The sequence below is a fragment of the Marisediminitalea lipolytica genome (assembly GCF_001758465.1).
In the GTDB taxonomy this organism is placed as follows: Bacteria; Pseudomonadota; Gammaproteobacteria; order Enterobacterales; family Alteromonadaceae; genus Alteromonas; species Alteromonas lipolytica.
On the sequence record NZ_MJIC01000017.1, the window covers coordinates 64,162 to 86,542 of the forward strand.

Genomic DNA, 22,381 nt, shown 5'->3' on the forward strand with positions numbered 1-22,381 from the left:
TTACAGCGGTACAGTCAGGCCATTCAGCACTGCCCGCTTTGCCCCTTCGTTATCCGTCATTACCCAGTAGGCATCTGCACCCACAAACAAATTGGTATAGGACAAGGGCGCGGCTACGCATAAACATGGCAGGCCGCTTTGGTTGTCCAGTAGCTTAGCATCGCCAACAAAATAGCAAAACCCCTCCCGCAGCAAGGCTTTATAGCGCTTTTCATCCAGCACCAATGGCCCATCAAGTGTGATCCCCTTTAAGGGATTTACGCTGGTGTGGTAGGCGCTGATTTGGGTAAATCCGGCCTGCGCCGACAGGTCGCCAATATGCCGGATGCTGGCGCGTCCGGCTTTATCGATGTTAACACTGATATCGGCGATGTAGTCTGTGCTGCCCAACTGCTGGCGCACCTGGGAAAATTTAATGTCGACCAGACCATCTTCCACGTTATCCGGAATACGGTAGTAGTCGGCCAGCGATTTTTGCTGGAACAGGTTTCCCAGTAAGGCTTCCAAGGCACTTTGCAGTGCGATTACGTTCATTTTGCGGGCGACCTGCCGGTGGGGATCGTTAGGATAGGCGCCCGATTCAATTAAAATGGTGCTGGCGCCGGTTCCGGCGATGTTGTCGCCAAAGGAGCGCAGAGAATAGGTGTCGTCATAGCGGCCAATATGGCAGGGCAACCAGTGGCTGAGGGTGTCAGCCATACAAGCGATAAGCTGTTTTGCCCGCAAGCGGGGGGCATCCACGTGCTTATCGGGGTGGAAAGCGGGGGCAAGGAAAGCAATGGTTGCCGGATAAGCTGTGTTACCTGCGGTGTAGTAAGGGTTTTGATCGTGCAGATTAAAAGCGATATCGGGTTTGAGTTCCAACACCTGTTGCCACAGCAGTTTGCCCTCCGGGGATTGCAATTGCCTGGCATCGCGATTGATATCTATTCCCTGTTCATTTACCCGGGTCATTCGCTGCGCGCCATCCGGATTCAGCATAGGAATAATGTGCAGGGTGACCAGAGAATGCCAGTGGTCAGGCAAAGCCAGTTCGTTACTGGTATTGTTAACCATTAACATTTCCAGCCAGTCGAGAACGGCCGCGGTTGCTGTGGGTTCATCGCCATGCATTTGGGTCCATGCCAGCACCACCATAGGGCCGTGGCCCAGTGTCAGCCGCTCAATGGGGCGGCCGGTACAGCTATGGCCTATGACCCGCTTATCTATGTCTGCATATTCGCCCAGCTTTTCTAACACTGGCCTGATATCGTCGGGGCGCAGATGTGGTTTGTTTAAATCACTAAAGTGGTGTGCCTGCCACAGGCTGGCAATGGTCTGGGCGGGTAGGTGAGGATGGGCAGCTTTCATAAATTACGGTAACCTTACAAACAGTTAAACGCGTAGAGCGCCAGAGCTTCTATTTAAAGAGATTTTGATATTCTTAGCAACTGGTTTATATTTGAATAAAAAATTCAATAATAATTGTCACACAGTCCGTTACAGCTCGTAAATTCGGCGGTTAATGTGGGGAACACACATGTCAGCTTTCGTCAAAATTAAGGCCATTAAGCATTCACTTTCAAGCAGTGAGTCAAAACTGGCAACCTTTACGCTGGATTCGCCCAATGCGGTGCGCGATCTCTCATCCCAGGAACTGGCAAATGTTGTTGGTGTGAGTCAGTCCAGTGTAGTGAAGTTTGCGCAAAAGCTGGGTTACAAAGGTTATCCGGCCTTTAAACTCGCAGTGATTGACGCCCTCAACCGGGAAACGCCCAACACCCAGTTACACGGTAAGATAACCCTTAACGACGGCTTCGAGCAGATGGCAGACAAGCTGTTAAGCAGTAAAATCAGCGTACTCAATGAAACCCGCAATCTTAACGAGCTGGTGGAGTTTGAAAAAGCGGTTGAGATGCTTAAAAACGCCAAACGAATTTTAATTTGTGGTGTAGGGGGCTCAGCGCTGGTCAGCAAAGACTTTTCTTTTAAATTACAAAAGCTGGGTATGATGGCGGTGGCCGAAGCTGATGGTCATATGCAGCTGGCCATGGCGGCGACCTTTAACGAAGCCGACGTGGTGGTGGCAATTTCTGAATCCGGTGCCACACGCGAAATCGTTAACGTGGTGAATCAGGCCAAAAGCAACCATGCTAAGGTTATTTCGATAACCAAGTATGGTGTCACGCCGGTCTCTGAGCCTGCTGATGTTCAGCTGTTCTCAGTGGCAGAAGAGGCCTCTGCAAGGCTGTCTTCCATTCTGGCCAGAACCGCTCAGGAGCTTATCATTGATATGTTATTTATTGCCCTGACTCAGGCTTCGCGACCAGGCCGCAAGTTGCTCGAGAAAACCAACGAAGTGGTTTCTCAGTTTCGCCGTGGCGGCTCTGGTGGGACGGTTAATTAAGCTCAGGGGTAGCGCAGGTAGGGTTGCCGACGGGCGTTAAAGTCAGCCAGGTCGGATTGCCATGAGGCGCGGATTGCGTCAGGTGTCAATCCCTGTGCTAATTGTTTACGTAGTTTATCGGTGCCGCTGAGCAGATCAAAGAAGTCCGGGCGGTCGATAAACGTGCTGCCGGCGTCGGCAAACTTATGATAAACCTCATACAGCAGTTCAATATCAAAGCCATGCATCGTACTGCTGCGTAAATCCCTGCCAAACAATGGTTGCCCCTCTAGCTTGGGGTTTGGCGCGCTTTCCGGCATCGGGCGTGGCGTAAAGGCAAATTCACCCAGCTTCACCTGATGGTGGCCTATAACCTGAAATGGCCAGTCCGTTCCTCTGCCAACACTAACTACCGTGGCTTCAAATAAACACAACGACGGATATAAACGAATAGCTGTACTGTTTGGCAGATTTGGGCTGGGTGCGACAGGCAGGTCATAGGCCATGCTTTTGGTGTAGCCGGTAACGGGGATCACCGTCAGCTTAAGCTCGCTGGCCTGGTTAATCCAGCTCTCACCACGGATCATCAGAGCCAGTTCGCCAACCGTTAACCCGTGTAACAGCGGGATAGGATCCAGGCCAACAAAAGAGCTGAATGGTTCCTCCCGGAGTGGGCCGTCAACATAACGGCCGTTGGGATTGGGCCGATCCAGTACAATAACCGGGATGCGCTGTTCAGCCGCAGCCTCCAGTACATAATGCAGGGTACTGATAAAGGTGTAAAAACGCGCGCCGACATCCTGAATATCAAATATCAGTACATCTATATCATTCAGCATGGTGCGGTCAGGCTTTTTATATTTGCCATACAACGAGCGGACCGGCAGTCCGGTTTTGGGATCCAGTCCATCGGTGACCTGCTCGCCAGCGCCCAGCTTGCCTCTGAAACCGTGCTCCGGGGCAAATACCGCCTGCACTGATACGTTTTGCGCTATGAGGTAATCGACAAGATGTTGCTGACAGACCCGACTGGTTTGATTAACAACCAGGCCGACCCGTTTATGGGTCAGCAGGGGCAGGTATTTTTCAGGGTGTTCCGCACCAACCTTAAGTGTTGCAGCCTGGCTGAAACCACAACCAAACAACAGGCACAACGAAATAAACCAGTGCAGGCCGGTAGCTGTGGTCAGTCTCATGACTGTGACTGAACGGCCCGGCGTAAGAAGCCGCCGCTGCTGGCGAGTTGCGCTTCTGCCTCACTGGCACTCTGTCCGGTCAGGATCATCAGAATGGCCAGTTTGGCCCGGTTATTTGCAGCTAACAGCGCGCTGGCGGCTTCTTCTCCGCTGCAGTCGGTTGCCTGCATCACGATTCGGGTTGCCCGTGCCTTGAGTTTCTGGTTAGTCGCATTAACGTCAACCATCAGGTTTTCATAGGTTTTACCCAGCCTGATCATACTCGCCGTGCTTAGCATATTGAGGATAAGCTTTTGCGCGGTGCCGGATTTCATGCGCGTTGAGCCAGTAATGCATTCTGCGCCTACTACGGCGCAAATGCCGATAGCCGCGCAATGCATCATGGGAGAGTCCGGATTGCAGGTTACCGCAACGGTAATGGCTTGCAGGGAATTAGCATATTCCATGCCCTCAATAACATATGGAGTGCGGCCGCTGGCGGATAAACCCACCAGTACATCATTGGCGGTAAAATTAAGATCTTTCAAATCCTGTACGCCCATGGCCGTATCGTCTTCGGCTCCCTCTACGGCGTTTTTAATGGCTCTTTCTCCACCTGCTATCAGGCCGATAACCATGGATTCCGGCACACTGAAAGTAGGACGGCATTCCACTGCATCGAGAATGCCAAGACGGCCGCTGGTACCTGCGCCCATGTAAATTAACCGGCCGCCAGCCTGAATACGGGGCACAATAGCATCCACCGCTTTAGCTATGTGGGGAATGGTTTTACGCACGGCTTCGGCAACACCGGCATCTTCCTGGTTAATTTTTTCCAGAATTTCTATGGTGGGCAGAACATCGATATCCATGGTCCGGGGATTGCGACCTTCGGAAATAATTCTGTTCAATTGTTCTAGCAATGTTGCTGACTGCTTGTTTGTCATGTGCATAGTTAACTGCTGACCTTCAGGTTAGCCTTCGTACCGATTAAACGCGAAATTCCGTTCATTGAGTTTCCGCCCTAAATTCAGGAGCGCAAGCAGGTTGTCGCACTGCCGCGCACACCAGCGTGGCAACCAGCGTTCCAATGACCAGTTGCCAGGTAAAACCCAGACTAATTTGCCAGGCTTCGGGTAAATACCAGCTCATCACATAAGGTTGTAGCAGCAAGGGGATAATAAAACCACTCAATAATGCTGCTGTGACAGAGGCAGGACTGCCGCGCTGAGTAAATAATGTTATGAAGTATACGCCAAGTAAGCCGCTGTAGGAAAAAACCATTACACCTAATGCAAATTGCAGTAGCGGCGTATCTGAGTATTGTTGCCAGTAATAGCATAAACACGCCATCGACGCTAACGCCAGGGCTACCAGTGCCATCGCTAGCCGACTTGCATTCACAAAGTGCTGTTCATCAGTTTGTTGTTCTTGTCTGGCTTTCCAGGGGCGATAGAGATCCTGAATCAGCACGCTCGACATCGAGTTTAAGCCTGAATTCAGGGTAGAAAGCGCCGCTGCCAGAATGCCGATAGTAACCAGACCTTTTAAACCAGCTGGTAAGTCGGTAAGAACGTAATACATAAATATGGTGACTGGCTCGCCGGCAAACTGCGGCACGGGAGCGCCGGTATTGGTGGCCATCAGCGTTGGTTGCTGATAATAAATATACAGAAGCAAGCCGATGACGATAAATAACAGCATAACCGGGATCACCATGACCACCGACCAGAGCATGGCTTTGGCACCTTCCTGAGCATTGCGGCAGGTGAGTACCCGTTGCGTCATATCCTGGTCGAGGCCAAAGGCCGCGATATTCAGCAGAACAAAGCCGGTAAAGACCGAGGTCAGGGTAAATACCCCGGAGGGGGAAAAATCCATGCGGCCATCCAGTAAGGTAAGTTTGGATGCCTCCCCAGGACCCGGCTGCTGCAAAGTGGCGATGATATCGGACAGGTCGGCCGGAATCGCGACCAACAAGGCAACAATCACAGCTATTGCTGCGCCAATATAGGTAAAGGCCTGGATAACGTCACTGTAGATAACGGTGCGAATACCGCCGTAGATACTGTATAGCAGGCCGATAACACTGATAATCACGGTGGCGGTGATAACGCTCGAGGGCGCAATATCACCAAACAAAATCATCGCGACGGCCAGTGCAGCCATATATAACCGGGCGCCACTGGCAAACACGCGGCCAAATAAATACATCAATCCCGCCTGCTGCTTGGCTCTTGCGCCAAAACGGGTTTGTAGTAACTCGTAAACGGTAAATACTTTAAAGTGATAGAAGCGTGGGATCAGAAAGCGCGCCACGAAAAAAGCGGCAATAAAAGCGCCGAGATTGGTTGCCAGATAGGTGAGGTTACCCCGGTAACCCTGATCAGGACCACCCAAAAAAGTCGCGGCAGACTGGGATGTGGCCAGCACTGACATTGCCACCATCCATACTGGCATCGCCTGGCCACCGAGAAAATAGTCAGTAGTGTTTTGCGCGCGCCGGTTAAAATACCAACCGGATACCAGCAACAGGATACCGTACAGGATAAACAACAGGGCATCAGTAATGGTGTAGTGCGCTAGCATTTATTCTCTTTCTAACTGTTTGAAAGCTGGGGTATGATGGCGTTTAAACAACCACAAACCATCGGCACAGGCATTGTTTTGCCGGGATAATGTGATTTTAGAATATATTATTCTGTGGCATTTTCAAATTAAGAATTTATTAATTTATTACCAGGGTGTATCGTAGTGATAACCTCCAGTACATTGCCAATCCAAGAGTCATTCACGTGAGCAGATCGACCCGCGCATCCATTAATTTGCAGGCTATTCGCGATAACTTTAATCAGTTGCGCCCGCCCACGGGTAAAGCCATCGCGGTAATCAAAGCCGACGCATACGGGCATGGGGCGGTAACGGTTGCCAGTGCCTTATCATCAGTTTGCGATTACTTTGCCATAGCAATCTGCGATGAAGCTGCACCGCTCAGAGAAGCAGGTATCAAGCAGCCGCTGCTGGTGCTGGAAGGCCCTCATCATGTGGAAGACTGCAAGGCCGCTAAAGCCCATCAGCTTATTTTACTGGCACATAACCGTGAGCAATTGGACTGGCTGGATGCTTTGGGCAGTGAGCGCCCTCGGGTATGGCTTAAAGTAGACACTGGCATGCACCGACTGGGATTTGCTTGTGAGCAGGTTGCACCACTGTTACAGCACTATCCCTGGCTACGGGAGCAGCCAACGGTTCTGGCCTCTCATTTTGCCTGTGCGGATGAACCGGATAATCCGAATAATGCCCTGCAGCTCAAGCGTTTTACAGCGTTAACACAAACCTTAGGCCTGGCAGGTTGTATGGCTAATTCAGCTGCGAGCTTATGCAACCCGCAAAGTTTGTTTGATTACTGCCGGCTGGGGATTGGCTTGTATGGTGCCAGTCCGGTGACCGGCCATCCGGCCCGGGATTATAACCTTACGCCAGTCATGTCCCTGCAAGCGCAAATTATCGCGTTACATCAGGTTAAACAGGGCGAAACCGTGGGTTACTCGCAAACCTGGACGGCCCCCAGAGACAGTCTTATCGCCACGGTCGGCATTGGCTATGCTGATGGCTATCCGCGGCACTGCCCATCGGGTACGCCGGTGGTGGTCCGCTCACAGCGCGCCAGTCTGGTAGGGCGGGTGTCCATGGATATGATCACCATAGATGTAACAGAGATCCCCGGTGTTACCCTGGGCGATGATGTGGAGCTATGGGGCCAGCAATTACCGGTTGATGAAGTGGCCGATTTTGCCGGAACTATTAGTTATGAACTAATCACCCGGGTGTCAGCCCGGGTACCCAGACTGCCGGTATAACGAGGACGTCATGTTGTGGACAGTGGCCAGATAGTCTGGGCGGGCGTCATCGCCAGTTTGTGCGCCAGCCTTGGTACGGCTGCGGGCAGTCTGGGCGTGTTGCTGGTAAAACAACTGTCACGGCGGCTCGAAGACGGTCTGCTTAGCCTTGCGGCCGGTATCATGCTGGCGGCCTGCTTTTTTTCGCTGTTACTGCCGGGGTTAAACTACAGTCAGCAATTATATGTCAGCGAACTTACCGCCGGACTGGTTGTGGCGGGTGGTGTTATGGCTGGCGCTTTGCTGTTGTTTTTTATTCACCAGACCGTTCCTCACGAACACTTTATTTCAGGCAGAGACGGCGCATCACAGACAAAGCTGGCGCGTATCTGGTTGTTTGTGTTTGCTATTACCCTGCATAACTTTCCGGAAGGCCTGGCGGTTGGCGTTGGCTTTGCCGGTGGTGAAATGGCAAACGGTGTTTCACTGGCTTTGGGCATCGGCTTGCAGAATATCCCTGAGGGACTGGCAGTGTCGGTGGCGTTATTGTCAATTGGATTTAGCCGCTGGCGGGCCGCGCTAATTGGTATTGCCAGTGGGCTGGTTGAGCCTCTGGGCGGGTTGGTTGGGGCCATGGCCGTCTCTGGGGCGGAAGCCTTTATGCCCTGGGCTCTGGCATTTGCCGCCGGCGCCATGTTGTTTATTATTTCGGACGAGATTATTCCGGAAACTCACCAAAATGGGCATCAGAATGTGGCGACCTTCAGCCTGCTAATCGGGTTTGTCACCATGATGTTGTTAGACGTATTACTTGGGTGACCACAATGACGCAAAACCTTTATAACAAGCAGTACTGGGTCGGGGTTGATGGTGGTGGCACCAAATGTCGCGCAGAGCTGTTTAACTTCGAGGGTGATTCTCTGGGTTATGGCCTTGGTGGTCCTGCCAATACCGCCAAATATGGAGAACAGGCGCTCCAGGCTATTCTTACTGCTGTGCAAGGTGCTGTTAGTCAGGCAGGTTTGCACTTTGCTGATGTTAGTGATGAGCTGGTGGTGAGTGCCGGACTGGCCGGCGCCTATCTGGCCTCTTCACAAGTGTTGCTTAGCCAGTGGCAGCATCCTTTTGCCCACTGGACCTTTTCTTCGGATTTACATACCGCACTGCTTGGGGCCCACGGCGGTGACGATGGCGTGGTGGTGATTACCGGTACCGGGTCTTGTGCGGCGTTATTATATCAGGGCACGGTTATTCAGTATGGCGGTTATGGTTTTCAGCTTGGCGATCAGGCCAGTGGTGCCTGGCTGGGCCAGAAAGCAGTACAGCAGGCGTTATTAATGGCAGATAAACTTAGCAGTGAAAGTCAGCTCTGGCAGGCAGTGAGTGAGTTTTATCAGTGTCCGGCACCGGCCGATCTGGTGGAGCGTCTTAATACCGCACAACCGGGAGAATTTGCCCGTTTTGCGCCGGCCTTGTTTGAATTGGCAAAAACAGACCCCGCGGCCAAAGCTATTATCAACGAAGGGGCTGATTACTTAAATCAACTTATCCGCCGCACATTACACAACGGCAATCTGCCGGTAACCTTAACCGGCGGACTGGCTTCATTGTGGCAACCTTTGCTGGATCCGGCTATTGCTGTGCTGGTGAAACCAGCACAATACGGGCCTGAGTGGGGAGCTGTGTTGCTGGCCCGGCAGCAAACAGAGCCAGCAAGTCAGGCTTAGCTGTTTTGTGGACGCAGATGATCGACTTCGTCATCTGCCTGAGGCTTTTTTACTGCTGGTAATGTATATCGTTCCGGCCGATGATTCAGCGAAATCACCATGTTCAGGAAAAATGCAGCAAGAATGGATATCAGGACCAGATAGGCATCAATATAAATAAAAGACACGCTTAAAATAACGGTATCCATCATTAGCTGAAACGTACCGGCACGCAGATTAAAACGGTGTTGCAGGTAAAACCCTAAAATACCCAGGCCGCCCATACTGGAACTGTGACGAAACATGATCAGCATGCCTACACCAATAAGGATGCCGCCAAACACTGCCGCAAAAATAGGATCGACCCTGGAAATGTCGACAAAATGGGGCACCCAGTCAGAAAATACCGACACGGTAGTGACAGAAATAAACGTATTGATCATAAAACGCTTACTGATGTATCGCCACGCAAGATAGTAAAAGGGCAGATTAACCAGGAAAAAGAGCAGGCCAAAGTCCAGCGAGGTGACATAGGTACCTAATAATGCCACACCCGCAGCGCCGCCCACCATGAGCTCCTGGGATTGAAACAGGAAGACGCCAAATGCCACGAATAACCCTGCACATAGCAAAGCAAAAACATCTTCATAGATACGGTGTGATGTATTTTTCATAGTAATAAATTGGGATTCTGTCGTTCAGGTGAAGTCTGTTCGTCTGTTTTTATTAGTATCTGACGAAAAATTAAGCACCTATTATACGTGCATTAGCGAAGCAAAATAGCCTGTTCCCGCCGGGAAAAGGCGGATAGCGCATTGGGGTGGTAAGAAAGCTTTACGTAATGTTAATGTATTTGGTTTTATGTGTTTCTTTGGTGTAAAGGTTGCGGCAATTTGGACAGCAGAACGCTTTCTGCTGTCGCAAAACATCCGGGTTACCGCGGCGAGTTGCTTATGGGATAAGCAATCGGACGGTTAATGTGATTTTTTCGCCAGTTCGTTAAGCGTTTCAATCAGCTTTGTTTCTTTTTCCAGCGTAATCATACGCTCGGCAGCACCCTGGGCTTTGGTAATACCTTCTGCGGCTCTGCCTGCGGCACTGGATGAGGTGTCTGATAAGTCGGCCAGTTCCTTACTTAAATCGGCTGAACTGCTTTCGATATTGCTTAGCAGGGTATTAATACTGTCTATGGCCGCTGATATACCCGTTATTGAGCCCGATACACCGTCGATAGTATCGCCGGTCTCTTTAAGACTGGACTGAGTTCGTTGTGAGAGTGCCCGCACTTCATCTGCTACCACCGCAAATCCACGTCCGGCTTCCCCCGCTCTGGCTGCTTCAATGGCGGCATTTAAGGCCAGTAAGTTGGTTTGTTCGGCAATGCCACCGATAGATTGAATAATATTGACAATACGTTCTGCGCTGTCGCGCAACTGGGTCATGCCTTCTGTTAGCCCGGAACGCTCTTTTTCCTGTTTGGCAATCTGATTTAAAAACTCTTTAAACTGACCACCCAGCTCCAATTGTTTAGTTGCTGAATCCCTGGCCAGGTTTGCCACAAAGTTAAGCTGTTCATTGGACTCCTCAAGCAGGCTCCGGAATTCATGGGTGCTCTCGATTAACCGGTTTTGCAGATCATTAATGCGCTGCATACTGATAAGGCGCGCATTAAGGTGGTAACTGGAAAACGCTGCCAGGTAAAAGGGGTAATTATTGGCGTATTCATCTTCAAATTGCTGCTGTTCGCCTACAGCGAAAAAGCCAACTGCGGTGACGGTTTGGTTTTGGTGTAGGCCGAGGTATTCACCAAAGGTAGAAAATCCTGACAGACAAATACCGTCCAGCGTACTTACACCTTGCAAGGAGGCGGCATTATTTAAGCGCCGTAAAATACAGTCGTTAGCTATCATTGCTACCGGAGTAGATGGTTTCCCCTGCATAAAGCGACGGAAGTCGGCATCCAGAGATTGTTTAAAATCGGTGGCCTTAACCAACTGCAACTCTTCGCCAAAGGCCAGATCACTGAAAAAGCGAATGCTGCCGTTATCATTAATCGCAGCAACGGAGCGGATATAAATATTATCGTTAATATCGATCCCGAAAGAGTGAGATTGCAGCCGCGCGTCCAGATCCTCGGGCATACAATTAAACGTATTGCACAGGGCTTCTACCGGGTTAAGTAATTGCAGATTATTATCCAGTACCGTGTTAAGAGTGCGGGTCAACGGATTAAAGTCGGCCACCACGTACTGGTTTCCGGTGGGCTGGAAGTTATGGCTTTTCATAATGCCATAGCGGTAGCCTTTAGCGAGTTTACAAAAACACAGGATGGCACTATTGCCTTTCACTTCGCCGTTAAGCGCAATATCAGCCTGTTTAAAGTCGAGCTTTCCACCGGCACTTCCGCCAACAAAGTAACAGGGAAAACGTCGGCTTTTATACAGCGCCTGTGTGAAGAAATCCTCACTGGCGGTCAGGCCGTCAAAATAGGTTAGTGCCAGCGTGTTATGGCTACTTACCTCAAATGGAACTCTGACCTTGGCCAGTTCTGAGGTAATTGCGGCTACACGCTGGGCCGCTGACTGGGTTGGGTTGCCCGCTTTGATATCGGCGCTGTGTAGTGGCACCGTATGAATGGACAATTGCTCAAACAAATCGCTGGAAAAAGCGTGCAGGACGATATTATCCCAGTGATCCGAGGTGGGATGATATAACGCTTTGCCACCACCTAACTCGCCTGCTGTCATTACCGTGATAACGTGACGAGAGAATTCCAGCGCGTTGGTTAAGCGCTTTGATACCTCGGCAAAATTTCCCGAGGGGCTGATAAAAGCGATGATCAGCGCTGTACCCGGGTGTAACCGTAACGCAGCAAGCTTGTCCGGGTGAATGTCCTGACTGGAAATAGTGAGTGTGGCGGCAACGGCAGAATGATGATGAGTCGCTTTCGTGTGTTCTTTTTTTCGCTGGAAGAACATGGCAAGGCTCCTGTGAATGAGCAGAGGTTAATTGTTTACAATTGTTCTTTGAATATAGCTGGCGAATTGAATATCGCCAGAAGCGATAAAAAAGGTTGGTCAGGAGGCCATTAGCAAGCGGAGGGGAAAGAGGGCAGGCATTCATGCCTGCCCTCGTTGTTACTTGCTAAGAAACGCGAGCAATTTTTCCAGGGCAAGGGGTTTGCTTAGCAGATACCCCTGAATACGATCACAACCAATGGTCGCCAGCACCTCGCGCTGCACATCATCATCAACACCTTCGGCCAGCACGTCAAAATGCATCGCTTTACAAATATCGATCATACCTTTGTAAATCTGCCGTGCCTGTTCCGAACGGGCCAGTTCGCGCACAAAACTCATATCAATCTTAATGGTATCAACGGGCAGTTTAGTGAGATAACTTAGCGAGCTGTAACCGGTGCCAAAGTCGTCGATGGACAAGGCAAAACCGGCCTCTTTAAGCGCATTTAATAAGAAAATACAGTGATTAAAATCACTGATAAACGCGCCTTCGGTAATTTCCAGTTCAATATCGCCGGTATCGATGTCGTAAGGTTCAATAATAGCCAGCAGGCTTTCAACTAAGTTTGGTCGCACAAAATCGTTGGCAGAGATATTGATAGAAACCTTACCTTTAAAGCCATGCTGTCTTAACACCGGTAAATCCCTGGCCGTCTGGCGCACCACGTAATCGGTAATTGAACAAATTAATCCGGTACGCTCGGCCAGCGGAATAAATTCGCCGGGCGAAATTAAGCCTTCTTCTTCGTGGTTCCAGCGAATCAACGCTTCCAGACCGTTTATCTGAAGATTGTGCAAATCCTGTTTTGGCTGATACCACACTACCAGTGCGTCTTCTTCCGTAAGAGCTTGATTCAGCTGAGCTTCTAAAAACACCTGACGCGTGAGGGTATGCCCCTGCTGCGGATTAAACAGTTTTTCTTTGACTAACGCGTCATCCTTGGCATGGTTAAGCGCAATGTACGAGCTCTCAAGCAGGGAAACCGGCTCCTTACCGGTATTGATATTCAACGCAATACCAACGGAAGGGGTAATAAATACCGCGCCTTTCTGAGTCATAAAAGGGGGCTCAAACTGATCGCATATCCATTTTGACACCGACCAAATGGTTTCTGCGCTGGGTAATTGAGTAACCGCCAGGGCAAATTCATCACCATGGAGCCTGACCAGTTTAAATGGATGGTCCTTGAAGCGCTCCAGGCGGCGGGCAATTTCAAACAAAATTAAGTCACCGGCGGCATGCCCAATGGTATCGTTGATATCACTAAAGCCGTCGAGTTCTACCAGACAAATACCGGTAATGGCATCCGGGTCTTTTTCATACCACATACCAATTTGACGCAGCAGCGAGACTCGAAGTGGCAACTGGGTAACGTGATCGATTTTTTCCTGGTCGCGGTTAACGACAATTTCCACTTTGTTATCTTTGCTGATAAGGGTAACGCAACGGTGGCACAGCGGTACTACGCCATGGGTGTTTTGCTCAGACGTCGCACTGAGCAAATGCTGATTTTTAATCAGGTACTCGCATTCGTCCGGATAAATAACAGAGCGGCTTTGTAAATGCAGCAGGTAATCCTCGATATCTGACGCATCACATTCGAAATACCAAATACCGGTTGAGTCGCTTTGCATCTCACTATCCTTTATAAAGTCAGCCAGAGAGGGATATGGATTTTGCTTCAGTGTTCCCTGCAAAATGGGTAACTTTTAGCTTGTTGACTAAAATTATACGCCATATAGGCCTGTATAAAGCTTTTTTTTAATCCTGACAGGGTTTGTCGCAAAATGGCAACATTAAATTGCCAGTACCACGCCTTTATTTGTTTCAGATATTCATTTTGGTTATGATTGTTTTGTTTATTTGGTGTTTTCAGTATATAAAAGTCCGATGAGTTGACGGCTTTTTACGATATTCTGGTGAATAAGGGCGCGGGATAGTGCAAAGTAAAGGGTATTCGATTATATTAATTTAATATCAGTATTGATAGTGGGTATTTGGAGACACTATGGCAGTTTGCAATGGAAGCGCAAGACAGTTATTTCTAGCTGCTACAGCACTGTGCGTGATTATTCTGACAATCTCGAGTTCCCCGGCCGTAGCCAAACTGGTAGAGGCGAAAGGGATCAGCGAAGTTGCAGATAACAAAATAGTAGAAGCACGAAAAATTGCGCTGGAAAATGCAAAGCGAGCTGCCGTTGAGCAGGTGGTTGGTACTTTTGTGCGTTCCCGTACTGACGTAAACAACTATCTACTGGGCAAAGATCAGATCTTCTCCACCACTGCCGGTCAAATCGACGAATATAAAATCATCTACGATGGCGTGGGTGACAATAAAGATATCTACGAGGTTGTTATTCAGGCCGATGTCAGGGTTGACCTGTTGGTGGATAAAGTCGCTCAGATTCAGGCGTCCATGGGCTGGACAAAAATGCCCAGAGTTACCGTCATCATCGACAAAAATTCCAGCAATCCAATTATCGCCCAGCATGCCCGTAACGAGATGACCGAACGCTTACTGCGGGACGGTTTTCAGGTGTTTGATGAAACCCAGCCTGTCTACGCTGGCTTTGCGGTTAACCTCACTGTGGATTCCCAGGTCAAACCTGAAGAGTTCCAGGGTATGAAAATCAACGCCAATGAGCTAACGCTCAGCATGCAGGTGACCCGGGTTGGTGATAATCAGGTATTAGCGGCAGGCAGCAAAAGTGCCAGTAAGCCGGGCGTAAAATCGAACAGTATTTTCTCGAAGTTATCGGCCGACATCATCCGTAAGGAATGGCCACAACTGCGTAAGCAACTCATTAAGTTCTGGCATCAGGAGCAGGTTAAAGCCCGCAATATCTTTTTGGATATTGAAGGTATTGAATCACTGGAAGTCGCCAATCAAATGAAGGCGGTGATCCAGGAAGCTATGCCAGCAATTCAACAAATCGAAATTTCTAACATCGCTAACGGTGTCGCGCACCTTGTCATCAGCTATAAGGGCTGGACCGAGCAACTCTATGAAGAGCTACTCGCCAGCAACATAGCACAACGGCATAAAATGCAAATTGTTGGCGTGACAGGTAACAAAATCACCGCAACCAAAGTTTGAGGATCAACCAATGAGACGGTACGTACTGGCCGCTCTGGTATTGTCAGCATTAGCAGGCTGTCAATCAACGGGCAAGGGAAAGAAAGAATTTGATGTATCACAGCAACTGGCTGCTGCCGGTAATTATGCTGAGGCCATTGCTTACCTAAAGCAGGCAATCGCCAAAGAACCGGATAATGCGCAGTATTCTGCGCAGCTGAGCAGCTTACGCTTAAAAGCGTCTCAGACATTGTTAAATCAGGCGCAGGCGCTGCTAAATGGTGCCAGTGTCAATATCAACGATATTGAAAAAGCAGAATCCCTGGTTGCTGAAGCCAAGCAGTTTTCGCCTAATTTACCGGCCATTGCAGAACTTCAAGGATCCATCGATTCGTCGCGCTCATCGCTGATTGACGAAGTAAAAGAGCGCTATGCAGAAGCGCTGGCGTTGATTGATCGTCAGGACTGGGTGCGCGCAAACCTGACCCTGCAACAGGTACAAAAACTGTATCCAAACTTTGAAGCATCTGTGCCACTGGCATCACGCATTAAAACAGAAGGTACGCGGGATTACTTACTGCAAGCGAAGAAAGCCTTCGTTGAGTATGAATTTGAAGAGGCAAAAATTGCCGCTCGTAAAGCTACCATGCTGGATCCAAACAATGCCATTGCTAAAAAGATGGCAGCAGATGCAGACCAAAAGAATAACGCTACCTTCTTTAAAAACCTGGCAGCCCAGTCAGTTGATACGCAAAACTGGGATCAGACTGAGTTTGCTTGTAACAAGGTCCTGAGCTTCTCGCCAAACGACCAGGATTGTATTGCGTGGAAAGCAACAGCAATGGAACGCCAGGTTGACGAGAAAATCATTGAAGCGACCCGCCTGTTACAACAAGGCTATATTGCCCGCGCCATTAAGCTGGCGATTGAAATAGACGACACCACTGGTGGCGCCCTGCCTCCTCGTGCCGTTGCTTTGCGCAATGCGGTGGTTTCCCGCGCAGAAGATATCGCGCTGGAGTATATGGACAATCGTTACTGGGGTGTTGCCTGGTATATGTACGAATTGATTGGTCAGCTGGACCCGTTAATGGAAGGGCTGTTTGAGAAATCCCGTGACGTTCAGGATAAAATCCGTGACCGTGTAATCCGCTCAATTGCGGTATTCGACTTTAAGAGCCCGTCTAACGATCTGGATGCTGGTGGTCTGATTGCCGGTAAGCTGATTGCCAACCTGTTTAACAACGCCAGTAAAGACATCAAAATCTTTGAGCGTGAAAACTTAAAATCGATTCTGGAAGAGATGAAACTGGGTCAGATTGGTGTGGTATCTGAAGATACCGCCAAGGAAATGGGCCGCTTATACGGTATCGACGTTGCCATTATGGGCTCGGTACTGTTATTCAAAGTTGACCAGACCAGCTCTGAAAGTGCTGAAACAGTGCGTTATCAGGTTGGTCAGGAAATTCAGGACAATATTGACTACCTGAACTGGAAAGCCCTGAATCCAAACCCGAAAAAAGACGAACTGCAAAATGCGCCACAAGCTAAGATTATGGTGCCGGTGTATGCAGAAAAAGAATACACCGTGACTAAAGCCAAAAAAGTGGGCTTTATCGAAATTTCTTACCGGATTGTTGATGTATCAACCGGCCAGAACACCGACGTTGAGACTTTAACCTCGCGTCTGGTTAAGGAAGACGTTGGTAACGACGGTGTGAAAGACGCCAATATCGAATACGACCCACTTGAGATTGCAACAGACACCGAGATGCTGCAGCTGATGGCGGACCAGGTTGTTGAAGATCTTTCGCGTAAGGTACTGCAACCACTGCGTAACCGTGAAGTTGAATTTTTCGAAGCCGGCGAAGAGCTCCTGCTAAAACGTAAGGAAGGCCTGGAAGCCCTGGAGCGCTTTGTTGATGCGAAGTTTGATGAGCGCGTTAAATCTAACGTGAACTCACCAATCTCTGCAAAAATTGATGGATATATTCAGCAGATTATCGATACCTATCAATTTAAAAACTAAGAAGTAGGCGAGGGATATGCACGCAGTAATGTTAAGAATAGTGGTGCTGGTAATGCTTATATTACCGGCAGCTACTCAAGCAAAAACCAGCCTCGCCTTGTTTAACTTGTCGCCTGCCAGTATCGATGCCATCGGTCTGGACGGCGACCTGCTGTTTTCAATGCGCAAGGAACTCGAACGTTCCCAAACCTATCAACTGCTGTCCCGCCGTCAAATGGAAGAAGGCTTGTACCGGATTGGCGGCGCACAGGTCGCAGATACCCAGAAAATTATCGAGTACGGTAATGGTCTGGGGGTTAATTTTGTTCTGTCAGGTAGCATCGATATTAAACGGGCTACTATTATTGTCGACTTTAAACTTATCGATGTGTCCAATGGCCGGGAAGCGGCAATATGGCAGGAGAGTTTTCAAACCAAGGGTGAACTGGTATCCAAAGCGCCAGAGATTGTAAAGTCGCTGGAACGGCGAATTCGCCGCGCCCAGTCGGTTCAGCCAGATACCGCCACGGCCAACGCGGCACTAACCTCGTTTAGCAGCGTAGCTAAAGGCGAGCAGGTTGAGCTTACCTGGCAAACCGGTGACGTTGGTACCGTGTTTTATTACAACCTGTATCGCGGTGATTCTCAGTCAGGCCCCTTTGAATTTGTAGCAAACACAATGGAAAGCCGTTACGTGGATACCGGCATTGCACAAAGCGGAACGGTATTTTATCGCCTGGATATTATCCTTGATAACGGCGACGAACTCGACGGCGGGTTAATAGCCCGTGCAAGCGTGTCAAAAACCCAGGCCAGTGCCGATGTGTCAGCTCCGTCTATCCTGCAACACCAGGTTTATGTTAATGGGGTAAGACTGGACTTTGTTCCCTCCATTGCGAACAAAGAAAAAACCGCCGCATATCAGGTGTACTATCGTGAACCGGGCGGCGTCTGGCAACCTACGGTGAAGATAGAGGACACCGGCAAAATTAATTATTCCGTCACTGCAGTTAATTTGCTCGAAGCGAACAAGCGCTATGAGTTTGCGGTGTCGACCCTGACCGCTAGTGGCAAAGAAAGCGCCCCTTCTGCTCCAGTGACAGTTACCAGCGCGCCTATCGTAACGCTTAATGCCAGCGGTCCGGTAAAAACGCGCACAATAGATTTGCAATGGGAGCCCCGGGCTTCCGAATATCCGGTCAGAATAGAGCGTCGTGGTGCCGGGACCGAAAACTGGCAAACGGTCGGCGAAGTTAAGGCCGGGCATAATGGCACCTTTACCGACAGCAAAGGCCTGGAAGACGGTCTGATATATGAGTATCAGGTGCGTTTGTATGACCAGTTCTCTGCTTCCGCCCCGTCTAATATCACGCGTAAAGAAACCAAAAAGCTGGCTGCCCCCGAAGAATTTTCTTTGTCTGGCGGTGTGAAATCCGTGCATCTGTACTGGCAGGCAGTTAACGATGACGACGTAACCGGTTATCGGATTTTTCGCACTGAGGGCGAGCTGAACCAGGATACACTGCTTGATGAACTGACCGATGTAAAAGGCAGGGACAAAACCCAGTTTGTCGACGGTACCGACAATGGCAAACCGCTTAAGGATGGCACGACTTACCATTATCTGGTTGTTGCGCTAAACCAATTTAACGGTGTCGGTTTTGTGTCTGAAACCCGCTCAGCGAAGACCAAACCCCGCCCCGGTCAGGCGGGCGGCCCGGAACTTAGCATTGAAAGTGGTGCCATTGCGATTAACTGGCCTGTATCCAGTGAAATTGATATCAGGCAGTACCGTTTGTATCGTCGCTGGAATAACGCCAGCTGGCAGGAAATCGTAGCGGTGCCAGCCAGTGAAAGCCGTTATACCGACAGTAATCTTAAGCCTTATGCACAGACATCTTATTACGTGGTGGCAGAAGACAAAGACGGCTTACGTAGTGACCCCTCGCCCCAGGCAACTATAATGAGCCCTGATGTGATTACGCTAAGCGTGAGTGCGCAGGGAATGTTAAGACGTAATGAATTAAGCTGGACCGAACATAAAAATATTGATGGCTATAAGCTGTACCGGCGGGTACAGGGCACTTCAAATTGGGCCCTGATTGCCAACATCACCACGCCAACCATTACTCAGTATACCGACAGCGATCGTAAAGATCTGGCAGATGGTGTAAGTTATGAATACACGCTGACGGCGGTAGATGGAGATCAGGAAACGCCTAAATCGAATACCGTGACAGCGACTACCAAGCCCGTGCCGCCGGCACCGGAAAACTTTGCTGCACAGAGTGGTGAGGTAAAACGGGTAACCTTAACCTGGCAACCACTCGCTGACAGCGACGTAAAAGGTTATAAAGTGTATCGTGAAGATGATGGTAAGTATGATTTGCTTGAGACCATTAACAATCGCACGGCTGGCCGCTACGTCGATGAAGGCAGTTTCTTTAAAAAGCTCAAGGATGGTGAAAGTTATCGATACCGCATTCTGGCATTTAACCAGTATGACGCTAACGGTAAGGCCTCTGACATTGCCGAAGCTAAAACCAAGCCGGTGCCTGCCAGAGTAAATGGTCTGTCCGCCACGGAGTCTGCTCCGAATGTCGTTTTACAATGGCAGGCAGGCAGCGAGACAGATATCGACTATTATCAGGTTTATCGTGGTTCAGGCTGCAGCAACTTAAGAAAGCTGGCAGCGGTGAATTCGACAAACTATGTGGACACTGACGTATCCGGAGACCGAAGCTATTGCTATCGCGTTTCGACAGTAGATAAAGACAAGCTGGAGGGCTCCTTGTCACAATCTGCTGAAATTACGACTGTCCCTCGTAGCGAAGGGAACTAAGTATGAAAAAAATCAGATTTTGGCTGATCGCATCAGCTGTTGCTGGAGCGATGTTTAACATTAACGTTGCCAGTGCTAACGAATTTTCGGCTATCAAGAAAGTCAGTGAGTCTAAGGAGCTGGAGACGCTAAGAGATAGCTATCGGGCCTGCGTGGTAAAAAAAGCCTCGCTGTATCTGAAAGTTAACGACATAGACTCCACCATCGCCCACGCCCCGCTAGCCTGTAAACGCGAGTTACTAAGCATTCGTCAGTTTTTACTGTCTGGTGCATTTAAGGTTGAAGTGGTTGATCAGTTGATGGAGTCGGTACGCGAAGGTATCGAAATTGATTTGGTAAACCACGTGTACACTGAAGCACTGAAGCAAAAGGGAATCAAACCATGAAGTTCAAAGTATTCGTGTCGGTGTTAGCTGCTGGTCTTGTTAGCGTAGCACAGGCTGCTGACTTAACAGGTGTCGTTACCGCGCAGGGTTTTGGTACGGTGGATCCGGCCATGGCAAAGACCCACGCGCAGGCCAGAATGCTGGCCAAACGCGCCGCACAACTCGACGCCCAGCGTCAGCTGTCTGAACAGGTTAAAGGCATCGAAGTACGCTCTGGTTCTACGGTCGAAAAGTACGAATTACAGAGCGACATCATCGCGACCCGGGTGAAAACCTGGTTGAAAGGAACCGTCGTGGTAGATGAAAAAGTGACAGAGGAAGAAGGTACCTGGGTGGCAGAAGTGACCCTGGGAATTTGCTTAACCAATGAAGCTGATATTTGCAAAGAACGGGAAAGTTTAGAGGCGATCAGTAATGCGGCGAGTTCTCAGTACTAGTTTACTGGCAGTACTGCTGGGGCTTCAGTTTCCGGCTTCTGCCCAATCCGTGGATGATTTCGATGAGATCAGTGCCCGTATGGACGCTGAATTTGAAAATCAAACCAAGCGCATAGACGACATTTATCAGGCTGTTGACGAGGCCATTGACAAAGCCTTCCGTGGCCTGACCAAACGTATCGAGGTTAAATGGCCCGATGGCGCATTGCCGGAACGTCATCGTTGGGTAACCTACAATAAATCCATGAATAGCCGGGCCATTGCCGACTTTGAAGCTGGCGAACTGGTTATCGAAACCCTGGTTGAGCCTGGCGAAGACCTGCAGGAGAAAGTAGCAGAGTTAATGGCTATGTCCTCTTCAATTGCCACAGCTACGCCCAAAGAATTAGACGAACAGGACGTCTTGTTACAGGAAGTGACAAAAGAAGTGGCTGAAGTGACCGAAGAACCGGTGAAGATCACCCAGACTACCGATACCTCCATTGCCAGCGTTTTACCCGACACCATAGGCGGTCAGTTGGCCGGACTAGCCGAAGCGCTAAAGCAGGATCTGGCCGAATTGCCGGCATTATCGGATGCCTCTAAACCTGAAGAAATCAGCGTCGTTGTAGAAAAAGTAGCGCAAAAACAGCAACCGAATAAACCCGTCACAGAGACTACTGAGACGGTGGTAGTGGTTGAAGAACCCGTTCAACAGCCTGACGATAAAGTCGATGCCGCTCCGGTGGCAGAACCTGCTAAGGACGTCGTAGCAGAATCCAAGGCAAAGCCTGCTCTGGTGGAAACGCCTGTTAAGGAAGTTGTAACAGAATCCAAAGCAGAGCCTGCGCCTCAAGAGATTGCTGTTATTCCTGCCAAACCAGAACCGAAAAAAGCCTTTGCGGTTCCGGCTCCGCTGCCGGTGTTAAGCGTAGTGGAGGATAACGGCCAGACCCGGCTACAGTTAACCATTGAATTTGTGAATGGTTATCAGGAAAAACTGGTAGAAGAGTATTTTGACGACATTAAGGGTTACGCCAAAAGATATGATGTGCCCGTTTCAGTGATTATGGCAATTATTGAGACCGAGTCCAGTTATAACCCGCGAGCTGTATCGCCAGTGCCCGCTTTTGGGTTAATGCAGCTGGTACCTAAAACAGCCGGACTGGATGCCCATTTATTTGTTCACGGTGAAAAGAAGGTCGTTAGTGCGGACTATTTGTTTAACGAAGATAACAACCTTAAATTAGGTTCGGCGTATTTTCATCTGCTGACGCATCGCTATTTACGCAAAATCAGCGACCCCCAGGCCCGCTTTTATTGTGCCGTGGCCAGTTACAATACCGGGGTAGGCAATGTGGCAAGAACCTTTACCGGACGTAAAAGCATCAATGCTGCGGTAGACACCATAAACGGTATGTCGGCAGAAGCGGTATATGACTACTTAATTGAAAATTTACCAGCTGAAGAAACCAAAAATTACCTCAGAAAAGTGGTAACCCGGATGGCTAAATACAAGCAGTTTGATGCCTGAGGATATTTAAAGT

16 protein-coding genes and 1 pseudogene are annotated in these 22,381 nt (G+C 49.5%); 10 read left to right on the top strand and 7 right to left on the bottom strand.

The features are described from left to right. On the bottom strand, positions 1-1,350 hold the full coding sequence (locus tag BFC17_RS20625; RefSeq protein WP_070178420.1) for a M14 family zinc carboxypeptidase: 1,350 nt from the start codon (positions 1,348-1,350) through the stop codon (positions 1-3). Between the two features lie 169 nt (positions 1,351-1,519). On the opposite strand from BFC17_RS20625, the gene BFC17_RS20630 reads away from it, so the two are divergent. Further along, on the top strand, positions 1,520-2,386 hold the full coding sequence (locus tag BFC17_RS20630) for a MurR/RpiR family transcriptional regulator (RefSeq protein ID WP_070178421.1): 867 nt from the start codon (positions 1,520-1,522) through the stop codon (positions 2,384-2,386). Positions 2,387-2,388: 2 nt separating this feature from the next. On the opposite strand, the gene BFC17_RS20635 is transcribed toward BFC17_RS20630, so the two are convergent. The 3 genes from BFC17_RS20635 to BFC17_RS20645 are packed head-to-tail and all read right to left on the bottom strand — an operon-like array spanning position 2,389 to position 6,129. Then, positions 2,389-3,561 carry an exo-beta-N-acetylmuramidase NamZ family protein gene (locus BFC17_RS20635; protein ID WP_070178422.1) on the bottom strand — a complete coding sequence of 391 codons (1,173 nt, stop codon included), beginning with the start codon at positions 3,559-3,561 and terminating at the stop codon, positions 2,389-2,391. Beyond that, positions 3,558-4,493, bottom strand: a complete 936-nt coding sequence (gene murQ / locus BFC17_RS20640) for an N-acetylmuramic acid 6-phosphate etherase (RefSeq protein ID WP_229681062.1) — start codon at positions 4,491-4,493, stop codon at positions 3,558-3,560. Before murQ ends, BFC17_RS20635 begins: the two co-directional genes overlap by 4 nt. Positions 4,494-4,548: 55 nt before the next feature. Beyond that, positions 4,549-6,129, bottom strand: coding sequence for a sodium:solute symporter (locus tag BFC17_RS20645; protein WP_070178423.1), 1,581 nt, complete (start codon positions 6,127-6,129; stop codon positions 4,549-4,551). A 206-nt stretch (positions 6,130-6,335) separates the two neighbouring features. Here BFC17_RS20645 and alr point away from each other — a divergent pair, with 206 nt between their 5' ends. From alr to BFC17_RS20660, 3 genes are read left to right on the top strand one after another with little or no spacing between them, the layout of a single operon-like run. Beyond that, a complete protein-coding gene (gene alr, locus BFC17_RS20650; RefSeq protein WP_070178424.1) occupies positions 6,336-7,400 on the top strand; it encodes an alanine racemase in 1,065 nt (354 codons plus the stop codon). 15 nt (positions 7,401-7,415) lie between these two features. Then, the gene (locus BFC17_RS20655; protein ID WP_070178425.1) at positions 7,416-8,198 is read left to right on the top strand and encodes a ZIP family metal transporter; all 783 of its coding nucleotides are present in this window, start codon (positions 7,416-7,418) and stop codon (positions 8,196-8,198) included. A gap of 5 nt (positions 8,199-8,203) precedes the next feature. Beyond that, the gene (locus BFC17_RS20660; protein WP_070178426.1) at positions 8,204-9,106 is read left to right on the top strand and encodes a glucosamine kinase nucleotide-binding domain-containing protein; all 903 of its coding nucleotides are present in this window, start codon (positions 8,204-8,206) and stop codon (positions 9,104-9,106) included. Here BFC17_RS20660 and BFC17_RS20665 read toward each other — a convergent pair. From BFC17_RS20665 to BFC17_RS20675, 3 genes and pseudogenes are all read right to left on the bottom strand, one after another. Further along, positions 9,103-9,759 (bottom strand): YitT family protein, encoded by a 657-nt coding sequence (locus BFC17_RS20665; RefSeq protein ID WP_070178427.1) that lies wholly within the window; start codon positions 9,757-9,759, stop codon positions 9,103-9,105. The genes BFC17_RS20660 and BFC17_RS20665 overlap by 4 nt on opposite strands. Before the next feature lie 498 nt (positions 9,760-10,257). After that, a pseudogene (locus BFC17_RS22980) lies at positions 10,258-12,063 on the bottom strand (methyl-accepting chemotaxis protein); the annotation flags it as partial. Between the two features lie 159 nt (positions 12,064-12,222). After that, positions 12,223-13,740: a putative bifunctional diguanylate cyclase/phosphodiesterase gene (locus BFC17_RS20675; RefSeq protein ID WP_070178429.1), complete on the bottom strand. Its 1,518-nt coding sequence runs from the start codon at positions 13,738-13,740 to the stop codon at positions 12,223-12,225. Between the two features lie 431 nt (positions 13,741-14,171). On the opposite strand from BFC17_RS20675, the gene BFC17_RS20680 reads away from it, so the two are divergent. From BFC17_RS20680 to BFC17_RS20705, 6 genes are read left to right on the top strand one after another with little or no spacing between them, the layout of a single operon-like run. Then, positions 14,172-15,203, top strand: a complete 1,032-nt coding sequence (locus BFC17_RS20680) for a hypothetical protein (protein ID WP_070178430.1) — start codon at positions 14,172-14,174, stop codon at positions 15,201-15,203. A gap of 10 nt (positions 15,204-15,213) precedes the next feature. Then, positions 15,214-17,211, top strand: coding sequence for a CsgG/HfaB family protein (locus tag BFC17_RS20685; RefSeq protein WP_070178431.1), 1,998 nt, complete (start codon positions 15,214-15,216; stop codon positions 17,209-17,211). Between the two features lie 16 nt (positions 17,212-17,227). Then, positions 17,228-20,032, top strand: coding sequence for a fibronectin type III domain-containing protein (locus tag BFC17_RS20690; protein WP_070178432.1), 2,805 nt, complete (start codon positions 17,228-17,230; stop codon positions 20,030-20,032). A gap of 2 nt (positions 20,033-20,034) precedes the next feature. Next, complete coding sequence (locus tag BFC17_RS20695; RefSeq protein ID WP_070178433.1) at positions 20,035-20,418, top strand: hypothetical protein; 384 nt, start codon at positions 20,035-20,037, stop codon at positions 20,416-20,418. After that, positions 20,415-20,855: an LPP20 family lipoprotein gene (locus tag BFC17_RS20700; protein WP_070178434.1), complete on the top strand. Its 441-nt coding sequence runs from the start codon at positions 20,415-20,417 to the stop codon at positions 20,853-20,855. The genes BFC17_RS20695 and BFC17_RS20700 overlap by 4 nt, the downstream gene beginning before the upstream one ends. Beyond that, positions 20,833-22,368 (top strand): murein transglycosylase domain-containing protein, encoded by a 1,536-nt coding sequence (locus BFC17_RS20705; protein WP_070178435.1) that lies wholly within the window; start codon positions 20,833-20,835, stop codon positions 22,366-22,368. The genes BFC17_RS20700 and BFC17_RS20705 overlap by 23 nt, the downstream gene beginning before the upstream one ends. Positions 22,369-22,381 lie beyond the last annotated feature (13 nt).

Coding starts and splice junctions, on each gene's coding strand:
- BFC17_RS20625 (WP_070178420.1), bottom strand. CDS start 1,350: ATGAAAGCTGCCCATCCTCACCTACCCGCCCAGACCATTGCCAGCCTG.
- BFC17_RS20630 (WP_070178421.1), top strand. CDS start 1,520: ATGTCAGCTTTCGTCAAAATTAAGGCCATTAAGCATTCACTTTCAAGC.
- BFC17_RS20635 (WP_070178422.1), bottom strand. CDS start 3,561: ATGAGACTGACCACAGCTACCGGCCTGCACTGGTTTATTTCGTTGTGC.
- murQ (WP_229681062.1), bottom strand. CDS start 4,493: ATGCACATGACAAACAAGCAGTCAGCAACATTGCTAGAACAATTGAAC.
- BFC17_RS20645 (WP_070178423.1), bottom strand. CDS start 6,129: ATGCTAGCGCACTACACCATTACTGATGCCCTGTTGTTTATCCTGTAC.
- BFC17_RS20660 (WP_070178426.1), top strand. CDS start 8,204: ATGACGCAAAACCTTTATAACAAGCAGTACTGGGTCGGGGTTGATGGT.
- BFC17_RS20665 (WP_070178427.1), bottom strand. CDS start 9,759: ATGAAAAATACATCACACCGTATCTATGAAGATGTTTTTGCTTTGCTA.
- BFC17_RS20675 (WP_070178429.1), bottom strand. CDS start 13,740: ATGCAAAGCGACTCAACCGGTATTTGGTATTTCGAATGTGATGCGTCA.
- BFC17_RS20685 (WP_070178431.1), top strand. CDS start 15,214: ATGAGACGGTACGTACTGGCCGCTCTGGTATTGTCAGCATTAGCAGGC.
- BFC17_RS20690 (WP_070178432.1), top strand. CDS start 17,228: ATGCACGCAGTAATGTTAAGAATAGTGGTGCTGGTAATGCTTATATTA.
- BFC17_RS20695 (WP_070178433.1), top strand. CDS start 20,035: ATGAAAAAAATCAGATTTTGGCTGATCGCATCAGCTGTTGCTGGAGCG.
- BFC17_RS20700 (WP_070178434.1), top strand. CDS start 20,415: ATGAAGTTCAAAGTATTCGTGTCGGTGTTAGCTGCTGGTCTTGTTAGC.
- BFC17_RS20705 (WP_070178435.1), top strand. CDS start 20,833: ATGCGGCGAGTTCTCAGTACTAGTTTACTGGCAGTACTGCTGGGGCTT.